This window comes from Brevundimonas fontaquae (assembly GCF_017086445.1).
Lineage (GTDB): Bacteria > Pseudomonadota > Alphaproteobacteria > Caulobacterales > Caulobacteraceae > Brevundimonas > Brevundimonas fontaquae.
This window is the reverse complement of sequence record NZ_CP070968.1, coordinates 301,610-317,566: the sequence shown is the minus strand read 5'-3', so window position 1 is coordinate 317,566 and position 15,957 is coordinate 301,610. Positions and strand designations below refer to the sequence as shown.

14 protein-coding genes and 1 tRNA gene are annotated in these 15,957 nt (G+C 66.6%); 7 read left to right on the top strand and 8 right to left on the bottom strand.

From position 1 onward, the window contains the following. Position 1 precedes the first annotated feature (1 nt). The gene (locus JX001_RS01515; protein ID WP_205682004.1) at positions 2-2,260 is read right to left on the bottom strand and encodes a FecR domain-containing protein; all 2,259 of its coding nucleotides are present in this window, start codon (positions 2,258-2,260) and stop codon (positions 2-4) included. Positions 2,261-2,387: 127 nt separating this feature from the next. Here JX001_RS01515 and JX001_RS01510 point away from each other — a divergent pair, with 127 nt between their 5' ends. Next, entirely contained in the window at positions 2,388-3,986 is a 1,599-nt protein-coding gene (locus tag JX001_RS01510) for a ShlB/FhaC/HecB family hemolysin secretion/activation protein (protein ID WP_205682003.1), read from the top strand. Between the two features lie 116 nt (positions 3,987-4,102). On the opposite strand, the gene JX001_RS01505 is transcribed toward JX001_RS01510, so the two are convergent. The 3 genes from JX001_RS01505 to JX001_RS01495 all read right to left on the bottom strand — a co-directional run bounded on the left by JX001_RS01505 (position 4,103) and on the right by JX001_RS01495 (position 5,454). Beyond that, a tRNA-Arg gene (locus JX001_RS01505) sits at positions 4,103-4,179 on the bottom strand. 175 nt (positions 4,180-4,354) lie between these two features. Further along, a complete protein-coding gene (locus tag JX001_RS01500) occupies positions 4,355-5,152 on the bottom strand; it encodes an SDR family oxidoreductase (protein ID WP_205682002.1) in 798 nt (265 codons plus the stop codon). Then, positions 5,149-5,454, bottom strand: coding sequence for a 4a-hydroxytetrahydrobiopterin dehydratase (locus JX001_RS01495; RefSeq protein WP_205682001.1), 306 nt, complete (start codon positions 5,452-5,454; stop codon positions 5,149-5,151). The genes JX001_RS01500 and JX001_RS01495 overlap by 4 nt, the downstream gene beginning before the upstream one ends. Positions 5,455-5,609: 155 nt before the next feature. Between JX001_RS01495 and JX001_RS01490 the strand changes: the two genes are divergently transcribed. Genes JX001_RS01490 through JX001_RS01475 form a run of 4 tightly spaced genes read left to right on the top strand, consistent with a single transcriptional unit; the run spans position 5,610 to position 9,207 of the window. Further along, positions 5,610-6,311: a Crp/Fnr family transcriptional regulator gene (locus JX001_RS01490; RefSeq protein ID WP_199060756.1), complete on the top strand. Its 702-nt coding sequence runs from the start codon at positions 5,610-5,612 to the stop codon at positions 6,309-6,311. 51 nt (positions 6,312-6,362) lie between these two features. Beyond that, complete coding sequence (locus tag JX001_RS01485; protein WP_205682000.1) at positions 6,363-7,151, top strand: class I SAM-dependent methyltransferase; 789 nt, start codon at positions 6,363-6,365, stop codon at positions 7,149-7,151. Then, the gene (gene ubiB / locus JX001_RS01480) at positions 7,139-8,719 is read left to right on the top strand and encodes a 2-polyprenylphenol 6-hydroxylase (protein ID WP_205681999.1); all 1,581 of its coding nucleotides are present in this window, start codon (positions 7,139-7,141) and stop codon (positions 8,717-8,719) included. Before JX001_RS01485 ends, ubiB begins: the two co-directional genes overlap by 13 nt. 14 nt (positions 8,720-8,733) lie before the next feature. Then, the gene (locus JX001_RS01475) at positions 8,734-9,207 is read left to right on the top strand and encodes a hypothetical protein (RefSeq protein WP_241004706.1); all 474 of its coding nucleotides are present in this window, start codon (positions 8,734-8,736) and stop codon (positions 9,205-9,207) included. A gap of 3 nt (positions 9,208-9,210) precedes the next feature. On the opposite strand, the gene arfB is transcribed toward JX001_RS01475, so the two are convergent. The 4 genes from arfB to JX001_RS01455 all read right to left on the bottom strand — a co-directional run bounded on the left by arfB (position 9,211) and on the right by JX001_RS01455 (position 12,972). Further along, a complete protein-coding gene (gene arfB, locus JX001_RS01470; RefSeq protein WP_055809476.1) occupies positions 9,211-9,615 on the bottom strand; it encodes an alternative ribosome rescue aminoacyl-tRNA hydrolase ArfB in 405 nt (134 codons plus the stop codon). Further along, positions 9,612-10,070, bottom strand: a complete 459-nt coding sequence (locus JX001_RS01465; RefSeq protein ID WP_055809473.1) for a YaiI/YqxD family protein — start codon at positions 10,068-10,070, stop codon at positions 9,612-9,614. The genes arfB and JX001_RS01465 overlap by 4 nt, the downstream gene beginning before the upstream one ends. 83 nt (positions 10,071-10,153) lie before the next feature. Beyond that, positions 10,154-11,494: an amidohydrolase family protein gene (locus tag JX001_RS01460; protein WP_205681998.1), complete on the bottom strand. Its 1,341-nt coding sequence runs from the start codon at positions 11,492-11,494 to the stop codon at positions 10,154-10,156. Continuing rightward, positions 11,494-12,972 carry an amidohydrolase gene (locus JX001_RS01455; RefSeq protein WP_205681997.1) on the bottom strand — a complete coding sequence of 493 codons (1,479 nt, stop codon included), beginning with the start codon at positions 12,970-12,972 and terminating at the stop codon, positions 11,494-11,496. Before JX001_RS01455 ends, JX001_RS01460 begins: the two co-directional genes overlap by 1 nt. A 136-nt stretch (positions 12,973-13,108) precedes the next feature. Between JX001_RS01455 and trmB the strand changes: the two genes are divergently transcribed. Both trmB and JX001_RS01445 read left to right on the top strand, forming a co-directional pair. Next, a complete protein-coding gene (trmB, locus tag JX001_RS01450; protein WP_205681996.1) occupies positions 13,109-13,822 on the top strand; it encodes a tRNA (guanosine(46)-N7)-methyltransferase TrmB in 714 nt (237 codons plus the stop codon). A 154-nt stretch (positions 13,823-13,976) separates the two neighbouring features. Next, complete coding sequence (locus JX001_RS01445) at positions 13,977-15,917, top strand: methyl-accepting chemotaxis protein (RefSeq protein ID WP_205681995.1); 1,941 nt, start codon at positions 13,977-13,979, stop codon at positions 15,915-15,917. Positions 15,918-15,957 lie beyond the last annotated feature (40 nt).

Here is a 15,957-nt window from a genome sequence, read left to right as displayed (position 1 = left end):
GTCACGGCTTCTGAGGCCCTGGACCACCCTTGCCCGGATCACCGGAGCCGGGATTGCCGTTACCCGGCATGCCGGGGAAGCTGGGAACACCAGGGACGCTGGGAATGCCGGGGATGCTCGGAACACCGGGGATGCTGGGAATCCCAGGGACGCTGGGAAGACCGGGCTTTCCAGGGTTGCCCGAACCAGGATTGCCGTTGCCCGGATTACCGGAGCCGGGGTTGCCGTTTCCGGGATTGCCCGAGCCAGGTTCGCCCTTGCCCGGATTGCCGGAGCCGGGGTTTCCGTTGCCCGGATCGCCGGAGCCCGGGTTGCCGTTTCCAGGATTGCCCGAACCGGGGTTGCCGTTTCCAGGGTTGCCTGAGCCAGGGTTGCCGTTGCCGGGATCACCGGCGCCTGGGTTGCCCGAACCGGGATTGCCGTTGCCCGGATTGCCGGAGCCGGGGTTGCCGTTTCCAGGATTGCCCGAACCAGGTTCGCCCTTGCCCGGATCGCCGGAACCGGGATTGCCGTTTCCAGGATTGCCCGAACCGGGGTTGCCCTTGCCCGGATCGCCGGAACCGGGATTGCCGTTGCCCGGATTACCGGAGCCGGGGTTTCCGTTGCCGGGATTGCCCGAACCAGGGTTGCCGTTGCCGGGATTACCGGAGCCGGGGTTGCCGTTTCCGGGATTGCCCGAGCCGGGGTTTCCGTTGCCGGGATTGCCCGAACCAGGATTGCCGTTTCCAGGATTGCCCGAACCAGGATTGCCGTTTCCGGGATTGCCCGAGCCGGGGTTTCCGTTGCCCGGATTACCGGCGCCGGGGTTTCCGTTGCCGGGATTGCCCGAACCAGGATTGCCGTTTCCAGGATTGCCCGAGCCGGGGTTGCCGTTTCCAGGGTTTCCCGAACCGGGATTGCCGTTGCCCGGATTACCGGCGCCGGGGTTTCCGTTGCCGGGATTGCCCGAACCGGGGTTGCCGTTTCCAGGGTTGCCTGAGCCAGGGTTGCCGTTGCCGGGATCACCTGCGCCAGGGTTTCCCGAACCGGGATTGCCGTTGCCCGGATTACCGGAGCCGGGGTTTCCGTTACCGGGATTGCCCGAACCAGGATTGCCGTTTCCAGGATTACCGGCACCAGGGTTGCCCGAACCGGGGTTGCCGTTTCCAGGGTTGCCTGAGCCAGGGTTTCCGTTGCCGGGATTGCCCGAACCAGGATTGCCGTTTCCAGGGTTGCCTGAGCCAGGGTTGCCGTTGCCGGGATCACCTGCGCCAGGGTTGCCCGAACCGGGATTGCCGTTGCCCGGATTACCGGAGCCGGGGTTTCCGTTGCCGGGATTGCCCGAACCAGGATTGCCGCTTCCAGGGTTGCCCGAACCGGGGTTGCCGTTGCCGGGATTGCCGTTGCCGGGGTTGCCCGCACCGACGGCTGCGCCGTTCCCGCCGCCGGGCGCTCCGACCGTGCCTGGCGTTCCAATAGCGCTTCCGTTGGATGGCGGCGTCGATCCGCTTGCACCGGGTGCGTTAGATGTCGCGGTTGTCGTTGTGGATGTGCCTGCACCGCTGCTTGCAGGCGATGTAGACGGGGTCGGCGTGACGGCCGTCGCGGCGGTTGTCGAGGTCGCTGCGGGCGTGGTCGCTGGCGGGTTCTGGACCAGCCCGTCAGTCAGGGTCTCATAATCGAGGCTCGGCGCCGCCACCGGCGCTGTTTCGGAGGGAACGGCTGCAGCCGGCGCCGAAACCTCGACACTGGTCGGTTGCTGGCGGGGAACCAGGGCGGTCGCGCCCGCTGCGACGTCGCTGACCGCATTGCCGCTGTTGGAGCGCACTTCTACAAGACCTTCGGCCACATGCACACGGTCGCCCATGGGATCGACGGTCACTGTAAACGTCGTCCCCTTGACGACGGCGGCCAACAGCGGCGTCTCCACGCGGAAGTGGGGTTGGCGTTGCCGGTCGACCTGGAACAGGGCCGAGCCCAGGTCCTGCAAGACCCGTGTCATGCCTCCAGCTTCCGGCGCGAGGGTGGTGCGACTGTTCGGTCCTACCACGACCCGTTGCTGCCCATTCGTGATCAGCGCACGGCCGTTTCCGCCCGTGGTGACGCTGGTTCCCGTCGGTAATACCAGCCCGACCGAGCCGTTGGCGACGGGACGCGCGGGTATGGCCACGCGAACAACGCCAGAGACTTCTCGGACCCGCCATTCATCAGCAAGCGCCTGAGTAGGGTAACGCACGAAGAAGAATAGGACGGCGAAGAAGACCGCGTACCGATGAGCCATCACAGGATCCTGACATGATATTTTGCCCGACCTGATATCAGTGCATGCCTGCCAAGCTCTTAACTCGCTATATTAACAGGATTTTCAGTCCCGTTGCGTAGATGACGTTCTCTAGTTGGAGAACCGCGTGCGTCACATTTTCAATACTGCATGGTTAAGGACGGCGGCGATCCTCTTCGGTATGGTCGCGGTGCTGACCGTGGCGGCGGCGGGCCAGGTTCGCGCCGATGCGGAGCCGAGCGCCTCAGCAGACGGCGGCTGCGCCGGTTGCCTTGTCCTGACCAGCATGTTGATCCAGGGTGTCAGCGCCTATCCTCTCGCCGATCTGGCCGACACCTATGACCAGCAGCTGGCGCGCCGCGTCTCGGTCGATGATTTGGTGCAATCCGCGAATGCGATTACGGCCCGCTATCGCAACGACGGCTATTTTCTGACCCGCGCCGTGGTCGCCGAGACCGATCCGACGATCGGCGCCGCCCGCATCGTGGTGTTCGAGGGCTATATATCGGAACTGCAACTGACCGGTGAGGGCGCCCGGGCGGTCGAACCGATCCTGAAGCCGTTGGTGAACCAACGCCCCCTGACCATCGGCGAACTGGATCGCCGTCTGTCGCTGGCGTCCGACGTTCCGGGGATCAAGCTGACCAGTCGCATCGAACCCGTCATCGGCGACCCGGCGCAACACCGGCTTGTGGTCGAGACGCAAATGACCTCGGGCAGCGCCGGCGTCTATGTCGACAATCGCGGTTCCGAAAACCAAGGCCCGTGGCAGGTCTACCTGTCCGGCGCCCGCAACTCGACCTTCACGCAAGGCGATCAGATGACGCTGGGCGTCCTGACCGTTCCGGAGCGGCCCAAGGAACTGACCTATGTTGATGCGTCCTACTCCGTCGTTGCGCCGGGTGGAGGCCGCCTTCGTTTCGGCGTCTCGGGTTATGAGACGGACGCGCCGATCCAGAATGCCTCGGGCTGGATCGGCGGCAGCAGCCGCATGGCCTCCGTCACTCTTTCGCACCCCCTCATCCGTTCGCGAGACAAGAACCTCTGGCTGAACGCCGGACTGGATGTGCGCCGCGTCGAACAAAACTACTCTGCGACCGGCCGCTCCGACGAGACCTTGACCGTGGCGCGCGTCTCGGTGGCGGCGCAACGTCGCTATAGCCCAGGCTGGGTCGCAGGCTCGATTCAGCTGTCCAAGGGCCTCGACGCTTTTGGGGCGACGACCCAGCGGTCTCCGCTGAACACGCGCTATGATGCGACCGGCGAATTCGTGAAGGTCAACGCCCAGGTCAGCGGTTACCGAGACCTGAGCAAATATGTCGGCGTCTATGTGGAGGCCGCAGGACAGTGGTCGGACGATTCCCTGCTCAGCTCCGAAGAGTTCTTCGTGGGCGGTCCGACCTATGGCCGGGCGTATAACTATGGCGCGACCAGCGGCGACAAGGCCGTCGCCGGCATGATCGAGGCTCGGGTCGGCTATGACCCGAAGGGCGACCTGATTTCCTTCGCCCAGGCCTTCGCCTTCTTCGACACCGCCAAGGTCTGGAACAAGACTCCCGGCAGGGATTGGTCGGAACACCTGTCCTCAGCCGGTTTCGGCTCGCGGATCACCTTCGACCGCAAGACCACCCTCCGTATCGAATTCGCCAAACCCCTGTCACGCGCGCCCTACAACGAACCGGACAAAGGCTGGCGCACCTTCGTATCGCTGTCGAAACAATTCTAGGCAAAACGGGATTCATGATGCGCAAAAGCGGGGCGCGACGGCGACGGACGTCCCGCACAAGCAGAGGCAAAGTCTGCACAGCTCCCTTTGAGCGGGCCTCGCTCGTCTTTGCAAAGTGGCGCACCCGACAGGATTCGAACCTGTGACCTCTGCCTTCGGAGGGCAGCACTCTATCCAGCTGAGCTACGGGTGCGTCGGCCGGCGCGACGCCGGAACAGGCCGCTTACAGCATGGCGCAGGCGGCCTCAATCCCGAATGCGCGGATGACGACCGGATGGCCGCCATCAATCACCGACAAGGAAGGCCAACAGCCTCAAGCAGCGCGAAGCGCGATAGCCCCAAAAAGAAAGTAGTAGGGCGCTCGCGCCCTACTGCGCCGTCATGCCGCCGTCGATCTTGAACTCGGACCCCGTGACGAACTTGGATTCGTCGGACGCCAGATAGAGGACGCAATAGGCGACGTCGTCGGGTTCGCCGATCCGCTTCAGAGGAATACCCCGCGCGAGGCGCTCGTGCGCCTTGTCCTCGTCGCCGCCGGCCATGGCGATGAAGGGATCCAGGATCGGCGTCTTGATGAAGACAGGGTGGACCGAGTTGCAGCGCACGTTCCATTCGGCCTTCGCGGCCTCAAGCGCCAGGGTCTTGGTGTACATCCAGACCGCCGCCTTGGTGGCGTTATAGGCGCCCATGCCGGGGGCCGCCGCGAGCCCTGCGATCGAGGAGATGTTGATGATCGAGGCCGGAGCCGAGGCGCGCAGATGCGGCATGGCGTGTTTGGCGCCCAGCATGATGGAGCGCAGATTGATCTCGTACTGACGCTGCCAGTTCTCGATCGTGTCCTGTTCGACGAAGGCCAGGGGGCCGCCGACGCCGGCGTTGTTGACCAGCACCGACAGGCCGCCGAGATCGGCGACGGCGGCGGCGATCACGCCTTCCCATTCCGCCTCGCTGGCCACGTCGTGGGCATAGGCGAAGGCGGCGTCCGGAACTTCCGCATTGATCCGGCTCGCCAAGGCTTGAGCGCGTGCGGCGTCGATGTCGGTGACGGCGACGCGGGCGCCTTCGCGGGCCAGCATGAAGGCCATGGCTTCACCCAGACCGCCGGCCGCGCCGGTGATCAGGGCGGTCTTGCCGGCGACGCGGCCGGGATGCGCGGCGCCGCTCACGACTTCACCCCCATGCCGGCGGCGGCGTCGTCAATGAAGCGGGCCAGGGTCACGTCCTTGTCCGTCACGCCATCGGCGTCGTGGGTGGTGAGCAGGATCTCGACGCGGTCGTAGACATTCGACCATTCGGGATGGTGGTCCATCTTGTCGGCCATCAGGGCGACGCGGGTCATGAAGCCAAAGGCGGCGTTGAAATCCGCGAACTTCAGCGTCCGCGTGATGGCCGGGCGATCGCCGTCATACGCGCGCCAGGTGGGCAAATCCTTCAGCGTTTCCGCTACGTCAAGCCGTGTGTCGGTCATCGCGTTTCCTCTTTTTCTTTGGCGTAGGGCGCCTGATGGATGGCGGCAAGCGGCGAAGCCGCGCGGATCCATCTAGGGAACCCATGGTCAAGCTTGTGCATTGATCGAGCAGCGATCGTCGCTCTTCGGCGTCATCGGTCGCCAGCGGGGTTAGGATGGAAAATCTCTGGATCGCCGCTCTGGATGCGGCCGACCGCAAGCGGATCGAACCGCATTTGAAAGAGCGCGAGATCACGCGCGGCCAGATGCTCTATGACGCCGGCGAGGCGGTCGATCAGGTCTGGTTTCCGATCAAGGGCGTGGTGTCGCTGATGACCATCCTGCCGGATGACAAGATGGTGGAGACGGCCGCCATCGGGCGTGAAGGCCTGATCGGCGTGACCTGCGGACCGTTCAACGCCCGCGCCGCCAGTCGGGCCATTTCCCAACGCGACGGGATCGCGGCCCATTGCTCGGCCGAGGTGTTCGGCGATGCGCTGGAACACAGCGAGACGCTGCGCTCGGCCCTGTCGCGTTTCACCGAAGGCTTGATGGCGCAGGTGCAGCAGGCGGCCGCCTGCAATGCCCAGCACCGGCTGGACGAACGGTTGGCCCGTTGGCTGTTGATGCTCCACGACCGGGCCGAGGATGACCGGATCGACCTGACGCAGGCCGATATCGCCGGCATGCTGGGCGTACGTCGCGCCACTGTGTCCGAGGTCGGCACGGTGCTGGAGGGCAAGTCTCTGATCCAGCGGGGTCGGGGCTGGGTCAAGGTGCTGGATCGCGACGGCCTGGAGGCGGCGTCGTGCGGCTGTTACGGCCTGATGCGCGACGTGATGAAGGATTTGAAACTGCCGCAGCCCGAAGCGGCCTGATCGGGTGTCTCATCGGATGACGGGGGCGCTGCGACGCGCTAGACGACGACTATGACCGACGCCTCCTCCCACGGCCCGCATTCGTCGGGTGATCGTTCTTCCTTCGGCTTTCGCGACGTGGATGCGCGCGAGAAGGTGAAAATGGTGCGCGGGGTCTTCGATTCCGTCGCCTCCAACTACGATGTGATGAACGACCTGATGAGCGTCGGCGTCCACCGCATCTGGAAGGACATCGCCGCCGCCAAGCTGAACCCGCGTCCCGGCGAGACCATTCTGGACGTCGCGGGCGGCACCGGCGACATGGCGCGTCGCTATTCCAAGATGGCCCGCGCCGCCCAGGAGCGGCGCGGCGGCGAGGACGCCAATGTCATCGTACTGGACTACAACGCCGAGATGATCCTGGCGGGCGTCCACAAGGGCGGCGAACCGGAGATGCAGTGGAGCGTCGGCGACGCCATGAACCTGCCGCTGCCGGACGCCTCGGTCGACGCCTATTCGATCAGTTTCGGCATCCGCAACGTGGCCCATATCGACAAGGCCCTGGCCGAGGCGCGCCGGGTGCTGAAGCCGGGCGGTCGGTTCCTGTGCCTGGAGTTTTCGCGCCCCACGACCACGCCGATCCGCAAGGTCTATGACGCCTGGTCCTTCCACGCCATTCCGCGCATCGGCGGCTGGGTCGCCAAGGATCGCGACAGCTATCAGTATCTGGTCGAGAGCATCCGTCGCTTCCCCGATCAGGATACGTTCAAGGGCATGATCGAGGACGCCGGCTTCCGACGCGTGTCCGTGACCAATCTGTCGGGCGGGATCGCCGCCATCCATCACGGGTGGGCGATCTGACCAGCCGGATCTATCGCACGGCCCCGCCGCCGCCCGCGACGGTCGCGGTCCAGAACCCGGTTGCGTCCTTCCTGCGCCTGCTGGGCTGGCTGTGGGTCCTGGCGCGTCATGACGCCCTGATCCCGCGCGAGGTGACCCATCTGCTGCCGGCCTGGACGCGGCCGTTCGCACGGTTCGTGCAACTGTTCTCAGGTCGCGCTGGGCGTCAGGGGCGGCCGGGCCAGAGGCTGGGCAAGGCGTTCGAACATCTGGGCCCTGTGGCGATCAAACTGGGCCAGGTCCTGGCGACGCGCGCCGACATCTTCGGGCTGGAGTTCGCGCGCGATCTTGGCCGGTTGAAGGACGCCCTGCCGCCCTTCTCTCTGGAAGAGGCCCGTCGCGAGATCGAGAGGTCGCTGGGTCGTCCGGCCGAAAGTCTGTTCATCGATCTCAGCCCGCCGGTCGCCGCCGCCTCCCTGGCCCAGGCGCACCGCGCGACCCTGGCCGACGGGCGGGCCGTGGCGGTCAAGGTGCTGCGGCCGGGGGTCGAGCGGCGGGTCGCCAATGGCCTGGATTCAATGCGGCTGGCCGCGCGGCTCGTCTGGCGGCTCGTGCCGATGGCGCGGCGGCTGGAGCCGTCGGCCTTTGTCGAGACCATCGCCAATTCCCTGGATCTGGAGTTGGACATGCGGCTGGAGGCCGCCGCAGCCAGCGAGATGGCCGAGGTGCTGGCCAAGGACGGATACATGTCCGCGCCGGCCGTGATCTGGGACGGGGTGGGCAAGCGCGTGCTGACGCTGGAATGGGCGCAAGGCGTGCCCATGACGGATCCGGCGCTTACGGACCTGCCGGGATTGGACAAGGATCAGCTGGCCGACAATGTCGTGCGTGCCTTCCTGGTCCAGGCGTTGGACCATGGGGTGTTCCACGCCGACCTGCACGAGGGCAATCTGTTCGCCAGCGCGCCGGCTCATCTGACGGCGATCGACTTTGGCATCGTCGGGCGATTGGGACCGGCGGAGCGGCGCTATCTGGCCGAGATTCTGTGGGGCTTCATCAGCCGCGACTACGACCGGATTTCGCGCGTGCATTTCGAGGCCGGCTACGTCCCGCCGCACCACTCGGTCGAGACCTTCGCACAGGCCCTGCGCGCCGTCGGTGAGCCGGTGATCGGCCGTGCCGCCAGCCAGGTGTCGATGGGCCGGCTCCTGGGCCAGTTGTTCGAGATCACCGCCCTGTTCGACATGCGGCTGCGGCCCGAACTGATCCTGCTGCAAAAGACCATGGTCTCGGTCGAGGGCGTGGCGCGCCGGCTGCAACCCGATCACGATCTGTGGAAGGCCGCCCAGCCGGTGGTCGAACGCTGGATCCGCCGCGAACTGGGACCGCAGGCCCAGGCGCGCGATGCGATCAACGAAATGATCGCCGCCGCCCGCGCCATCTCGCGCCTGGTTCAGGAGCCGCCGCGCCCGGCGGCCGTGGTCATCGAAAAGTCGGGAACTCCGGCTTGGGTGGCGGCTTCAGTCACGGTCGCGGTTATCGCGGCCCTGACGGCTCTGGGCCTTTCGCTCTGGCCCTATCTGACCTGACCGGAGCTTTCGCTATGAAGCCGACCTTGATGAAGACCGCTATTGCAGCCGCCGTGCTGCTGGCGCCCGTGCCCGCCTTGGCTCAGGCCGCCGCCGGCGCTGTGCCGAACGCCTTCGACCGCCCGGCTCAAGCCGCAGCGCCTCAAGCCCGCCCCGCCGCTGCGCCCGCAACGGCGTCCGCCGCCCAAGCTCCCGACATCGCGCGTTCCGAAGAGGCTTTGCGCGCCGTGATCGCCGGCGCCCAGGGGACCGGCTTCGACTATTCGGATTTCACGACGGGTCTCGGAACCCAGATCCGTCAGCAGGAGGCCCAGGTGGTCCCGCTGATCAAGGGCTTCGGCGCCGTCAAGACGGTCGAATACGTCAAACAGGAAGGCGAGGCCCAAATGTTCAAGGTCACCTTCGACAATCAGGTTACCGAATGGCTGATCGGCTTCGACGCCGAGGACAAGATCGCCGCCCTGCTGTTCCGCCCGGCCGAGAGCTGATCGTCAGTCCAGCGAAGGCTTGCCGCGCCCCGACTTGATCGAGGCGCGGGTCGTCTTGGCCTTGAGGCGGCGTTCCTTGGACGCCTTGGTCGGCCGGGTCGGCACGCGATAGACGGGACGGATCGAGGCCTCGTCGACCATGGCCTGAAGCCGGTCGATGGCGTCGGCGCGATTGCGCTCCTGGGTGCGGTGACGCACGGCGGTGATCAGGATCACGCCTTCCAGCGTCAGCCGGCTGCCGGCCAGCTTCATCAGCCGCGCCTTGACCGGATCGGTCAGCGACGGCGAGTTCTTCACATCGAACCGCATCTGAACGGCGGTCGACACCTTGTTGACGTTCTGCCCGCCAGGACCGCCCGCGCGGTAGAAGTGAAACTCCAGCTCGTCCTCGGGGATGACAGTGGTCATGTCGCCGCCTTGCGCGCCTTGACCACCGCCTGATCCAACGCCTGCAAGAAACGCGAACGGTCAGCGGCCGAGAACGGCGGCGGACCGGATGTGGCCACGCCCATCGACCGCAGATGCTCGCCCACCATCCGTCCGGCAAGGGCCGAGCCGATGGAGTCCGGGGTGAAGGGCTGGCCGTTCGACTTCAGCGCCTGTGCGCCCGACTTCAGACAGCGGTCCGCCAAGGGGATATCGGCGGTGATGACCACGTCGCCTACGCCCGCCCGCTCAGCGATCCAGTCGTCGGCGATGTCGGGGCCGGCGTCCACCACCACCTGTTCGATCAGCGGCTCACGCGGAACCTGCATCCAGGTGTTGGAGACGACATAGGTCTTCAGCCCATAGCGGCGTGCGACGCGATACACCTCTTCCTTCACGGGGCAGGCGTCGGCGTCGATGTAGAGCACGGTGGGCATGGGCCTGACCTAGCGCGGACGCGGCCAATGAAAAAGGGCGGGACCGTCCGGCCCCGCCCTTTCCGTTCAGACCAAAGCGGTCCTCAGTTGCGATAGGCCGGCGGCATCGGCGTCTGCTGGCGATAGCGGTCGCGCAGCATCAGCGGGCGGCTGGTCAGGGGCTGTTCGACGCCATTGACGAAGACGGCGGACGGCTGGCTGAGCGGCTCCAACGGATCGCCGGACCAGACGACGACGTCACCCGCTGCGCCCGGCGCGATCTGGCCGAACTGCCCGGCCATGCCGAAGATCTTCGCCGGATTGACCGTCAGGGCGGCGATGGCGGCGCCGTAGGGCAGGCCGTGCGAGACGGCGTTGCCGGCGTTGTAGCGGGCCTCGCGGGCGCGGTGGGTCGAGCCCTCGTTGCCCTTGATGGCGATCACGACGCCCGCCGCGTTCAGAGCCGCCGCATTCTCCGCCCGCGCCGCCCGCATCTCGAAATCGCTGGGCAGGTTGGAGATGGGGTTCAGCAGCACCGGCACGCCCGCAGACGCGATGTCGCCGGCGACCAGCCAGCCCTCTTCGGCGCCGTCCAGGATCAGCTTGATCCCTTCCTCGCGCGCCAGGCGCAGCACCTGCTGAATGTCCGAGGCGCGGTGGACGGTGACGATTAGCGGCATCGTCCCGTTGGCGACGGGGATCAGAGCCTCAAGATCGGCGCGCGACAGGCTTAGGTCACGCAGGCCCGCCCGCTCATAGGCCGACTTGTTGCGGGCATAGAGGCGGACCTCCGACAGCGTCTCCTTGAATAGGACGAACTGCGCCCCGCGCGCACCGCCGGCGATGCCTGCGCCCGCTTCGCCGAAGGGGGCGACCATGGCTACGCGCGGCTTGACCAGGATGTTGGACCCTTGGCCCAGATTGATGATCGCCGCCTGACCCGCGAATAGACCCGGCGTCTGATAGCCGCGGTCGCCGGCGCCGGCCGTCTCGTCCTCATGCACATGGCCGCCGGACGAGCCGGGATGCTGGGGCACGACGATCGCACGGGTAATGCCGCCCAACCGCGCGACCGGCAGGGTGAAGGACCAGGGGTCCAGACCGTACGAGATGTCGAAGGCGGCGCTGAGGGTATTGGCGCTGTTGCGCAGTTCGTTGGTGCCGCTGACCGAGCCGACCTCGGTCCCGGCCAGGCCGGAATCCACGGCGACGAAACCGGGCGCGACCGTCTTGCCCGCCGCGTCGATGACGCGGGCGCCGGACGGCGCTCCGCCTGAGCCCACCGAGACGATCTTGCCGTCGCGGATCACGACCGTGCCGTTCTCGATCACGGAGTTTCCGGTCAGGATGCGCCCGCCGACGATGGCGACGGTTTCCTGCGCCATCGCAGGAACGGCGAGAGAGAGGGCCGCGACGGCGCCCGCGAGGATGTGAGACAGGCGCATCAGCGGGCTCCTTCCGTGACGTTGGCGGCAGTCAGGCCATAGCCCGGCTGACCCAGTTCGAAGTCGCTGGTCGGCTGATAGGCGGGGTTGGAACGGTCGAAGGTCAGGGCGCCGTCGATGAAGACCTGATCGGCGCGGGCGTAGATGGAAAAGGGATCGGCGCTCCAGATCACCACATCGGCGCGCAGGCCCGGCGTTAGCGACCCGGTCTGGTCGGCGATGCCGATGGCCTTGGCGGCGTTGGAGGTGAACCAGCCGATGGCGTGTTCTTCCGAAATGTTCAACCCGGCGCGGCGACCGGCCGAAAGGGCGGCGGCGGCTTCCTGGTTCAACCGCTGGGTCAGTTCGGCGTCGTCTGAGTGGATGACGGCGCACGATCCCTGTTGGGCGTCGACCAGGGCGGCGTTCTCCTCAATGGCGTCCAAGGCCTCCATCTTGAAGCCCCACCAGCCGGTCCACATGGCCGCGCAGATACCGTTGGCGGCCAGTTGCGGCGCCAGCTTGTAGGCCTCGGTCGCGTGGTGGAAGGTGGCGATGCGATAGCCGAACTCCTTGGCCATATCCATCATCAGCGCCATTTCGTCGGCGCGATAGCAGTGGTTCTGGATCAGGATTGAGCCGTCCAGAACGCCGGCCAGCGTCTCGTTCTGCAGATTGCGGGTCGGGGCCGTTCCCTCGCCCGTCTCATGCCATTTGTCCCACTTGGCCTTGTATTCGCGCGCGGCGATGAAGGCGGCGCGATAGCCGGCCATATTGCCCATGCCGGTCGCCGGGCTCTGGTTCCTGCCGCCATAGACGCGCGACGGGTTCTCGCCACAGGCCATCTTGACCGTATAGGGGGCGGCCGGGAACTTCATGCCCTGCATGGTGATCGACGGCACGTTGCGGATGGTCACGCCGCGCCCGCCGAACAGATTGGCCGAGCCGGGCAGGATATGCATCGTCGTCACACCGCCCGCGCGGGCGGTGTTGAAACCAGGGTCCTGGGGCCACAGCGAGTGTTCGGCCCAGACCTGGGCGGTGTTCGGATTGGTCGCCTCGTTGCCGTCGCTCATTCCCTGAACGCCGGGCGACGGATAGACGCCCAGGTGGCTGTGCACGTCGATGACGCCGGGGGTGACATAACGGCCGCGGGCCTCGACGACGCGATAGCCGGAAGGGACGGGGGTCGAGGCGTCGCCGACGGCGGCGATCTTGCCGTCTGTGACCACGACCACGCCGTTCTCGATCTTGCGATCCGTGCCGGTCAGGACGGTGGCGCCGACCACGGCGAAGTTCTCGCGCGGCATGGGCTGATAGGTGGAGGGATAGGGATCCAGCGTCGTCGCGGGATCCAGACCGGCGGCCAAGGTCCGCTCCTTCGACGGTTTCGCGGCCGTATCATCAGGGGTCGAGCCGGTGGTGGCGCAGGCCGACAGGCCCAGCACGGCGCATGTAATGGCCGCGAGGCTGACGCCCCGCAGATGATGTCCGATCATCGAAATCCCTCTCCCGCGATGCGTCAGCCCCGACGCCGCTTGTGACCGGCATAGAAGGGCGTTCGGCCGCGACCGTCAAAAGGTTTCGGCGTTCGTCTTCTGGACGCCCGCAGCCGCGACGGCTAACGGCAGGCGCATGAACGCCGATGACCGTCCCGAGGACGAAAACCCGCATCTCGACCGCCCGCTGCGATCGTTCGGCCGCATCAAGGCCCGCCCCATCAAGCCCCGCCAGGCGGCGCTGATGGAGACCCTGCTGCCCGCGATCGCCGTGCCCGATCCCAACGCCGGGCCGCTGGACCCCAAGACGATGATGCCGGAGGCGACCGAGGTCTGGCTGGAGATCGGCTTCGGCGGCGGCGAGCATATGGCCGCCCAGGCGGCGACGCGGCCCGACGCCCTGGTGATCGGCTGCGAGCCCTTCGTGAACGGGGTCGCCTCGGCCCTGCGCCATGTCGAGGAGGGCGATCTGAAGAATGTCCGCATCCACGCCGACGATGCGCGTGACGTGGTGGACGCCCTGCCGGACGCCTCGGTCGACCGGGTGCTGATCCTGTTCCCCGACCCCTGGCACAAGGCGCGCCACAACAAGCGCCGCCTGCTGCAGGACGAGACGGCCCAGGCCTTCGCGCGCATCCTGAAGCCCGGCGGCGCCCTGCGCTTCGTCACCGATTGGCTGGATTACGCCGAATGGGCGCTGGAGCGGCTGAACCGCACGGAGGGCCTGGAGCGAATGGGGCCAGCCGACCAGGACTGGTTCGTCCCGCCCGCCGATCACGTCGTAACCCGCTACGAAGAAAAGAAGCTGGGCGACACGACGCCGGTCTTCCTGGAGTTCGTACGCCGTTAAACAAAGGACGCGTGAAGAAGCCGGATTTCGACGGGACGAAGACGTCTTGTCGCAACGTGCCGCCATTACGGGTTTCTACCTAGCGGCGGCGTTTCGCCAAAATTAACATCCTTGGCCGAAATGTGATGGTTCGACTTCAATATCGGAACGTCACATGAAAACCCTGTCGATCGGCGGCCGGATCAACCTTCTTACGCTGGTGACCATAGCGGGTCTGCTGATCGTCACCGGGCTGGGCCTGTTTCAGGTCAACAAGGTGATGCGCGACGACATCGCCGACAGGACCAAAAAGGCCGTCGAGATCGCCTATAGCGTCGTCGCCCATTATCAGGCCGAAGAGCAGGCCGGGCGCCTGACGCGCGAACAGGCTCAGGATGCGGCAAAGGTCGCAGTCGGCGCCATGCGCTATGGCCAGGACGACTATTTCTGGATCAACGACATGCATCCCACCATGGTGATGCATCCGATGAAACCGGCCCTCAACGGCACGGACCTGAGCGCGAAGACCGACGCCGACGGCGTGCTCATGTTCAAGGAATTCGTCTCGGTCGTTCAGAAGGACGGTGAAGGCTTTGTCGATTACCAGTGGGACAAACCCGGTCAGGAAGAGCCAGCGCCGAAGATTTCCTATGTGAAGGGGTTTGCCCCTTGGGGCTGGGTGATCGGCTCCGGCGTCTACACCGACCAGATCGCCGCCGCTGTCGGCAAGGCGGCGCTGACACTGGGCGGTCTGGCGCTGTTGGTCGCGTGCGCCGCCGGGGCGGCCGGCTGGTTCATCGGACGGTCGGTGTCCATGCCCGTAGTGGCCCTGGGCCGCCGTATGCGCGGTCTGGCCGACGGCGACAGAGGGTCTGACATCCCCGGCGTGGCGCGCGGCGACGAAATCGGCCAGATGGCCGCCGCCCTGGCCATCTTCCGCGACGCCGCCATCGAGAAGGATCGGCTGGAAGCCGAGGCTGTGTCGCAAAGGTCGCTCGGCGAACAGGAGCGCATGGCGCGCGAGGTCGAAAAGGCGCGCGAGGCCGAGGCCGATCGCATCACGATTCAGGCCCTGGGCGAAGGTCTGTCGGCCATGGCCGATGGCGATCTGACGTATCGGATCGAGGCCGACTTTGCGCCCAAGGCGGCGCGGCTTAAGACCGATTTCAACGCCGCGATCGCTCAGCTGCAGCAGGCGGTCTCTGTGGTCATCTTCAATGTCTCGGGCATCCGCTCGGGCGCCGGCGAGATCAGCCAGGCGGCCGACGACCTGTCGCGCCGCACCGAGCAGCAGGCGGCAGGACTGGAAGAGACCGCCGCCGCCCTGGATGAGATCACCGCCACGGTGAACAAGACCGCCTCGGGCGCCCGCCAGGCTTCAGACGTGGTCCAGGCCGCGCGCGGCGACGCCGAAAAGAGCGGCGTGATCGTGCGCGACGCCGTCCATGCCATGACCGCCATCGAGGGCTCGTCCACCCAGATCAACCAGATCATCGGCGTGATCGACGAGATCGCCTTCCAGACCAACCTTCTGGCTTTGAACGCCGGCGTCGAGGCCGCGCGCGCCGGCGAGGCCGGTCGTGGCTTCGCGGTGGTCGCCTCCGAAGTCCGCGCCCTGGCCCAGCGTTCGGCCGAAGCCGCCAAGGAGATCAAGACCCTGATCTCGGCCTCGACCGGCCAAGTCGGCGCAGGCGTGAAACTGGTCGGAGAGACAGGCGAGGCCCTGCAACGGATCGTGGACCGCGTCGCCGAAATCGACAGCCTGATCACCGAGATCGCCGCCTCGGCCCAGGAACAGGCCGTCGGCCTGGCCCAGGTCAACACCGCCGTCAACCAGATGGACCAGGTCACCCAGCAGAACGCCGCCATGGTCGAGCAGTCGACCGCCGCCAGCCATTCGCTGGCCCAGGAGGCGGAAAGTCTGCAGGCCTCGGTCGCCCAGTTCCGCGTGGGCTCGACGTCGTCGCGCGCCGCCGCGCCCGCGCCGGTTCGCACCCCTGCGCCGGTCGTCAAGCCTAGCAGCCACATGGCCGCCGCCCTGAAGGTCCTCGGCCGAGGCGGCGCCGCACCCAAGCCTCAAGCCGCAGCCGTCGAAGACGGTTGGGAGGAGTTCTGAGGGCGACCGCCTCGAAAGGGGCTGACAAGCGAAGGTGAAG

Coding starts and splice junctions, on each gene's coding strand:
- JX001_RS01455 (WP_205681997.1), bottom strand. CDS start 12,972: ATGATCGGACATCATCTGCGGGGCGTCAGCCTCGCGGCCATTACATGC.
- arfB (WP_055809476.1), bottom strand. CDS start 9,615: ATGACCACTGTCATCCCCGAGGACGAGCTGGAGTTTCACTTCTACCGC.
- JX001_RS01465 (WP_055809473.1), bottom strand. CDS start 10,070: ATGCCCACCGTGCTCTACATCGACGCCGACGCCTGCCCCGTGAAGGAA.
- trmB (WP_205681996.1), top strand. CDS start 13,109: ATGAACGCCGATGACCGTCCCGAGGACGAAAACCCGCATCTCGACCGC.
- JX001_RS01475 (WP_241004706.1), top strand. CDS start 8,734: ATGAAGCCGACCTTGATGAAGACCGCTATTGCAGCCGCCGTGCTGCTG.
- JX001_RS01515 (WP_205682004.1), bottom strand. CDS start 2,260: ATGGCTCATCGGTACGCGGTCTTCTTCGCCGTCCTATTCTTCTTCGTG.
- JX001_RS01490 (WP_199060756.1), top strand. CDS start 5,610: ATGGAAAATCTCTGGATCGCCGCTCTGGATGCGGCCGACCGCAAGCGG.
- JX001_RS01460 (WP_205681998.1), bottom strand. CDS start 11,494: ATGCGCCTGTCTCACATCCTCGCGGGCGCCGTCGCGGCCCTCTCTCTC.
- JX001_RS01495 (WP_205682001.1), bottom strand. CDS start 5,454: ATGACCGACACACGGCTTGACGTAGCGGAAACGCTGAAGGATTTGCCC.
- JX001_RS01485 (WP_205682000.1), top strand. CDS start 6,363: ATGACCGACGCCTCCTCCCACGGCCCGCATTCGTCGGGTGATCGTTCT.
- JX001_RS01445 (WP_205681995.1), top strand. CDS start 13,977: ATGAAAACCCTGTCGATCGGCGGCCGGATCAACCTTCTTACGCTGGTG.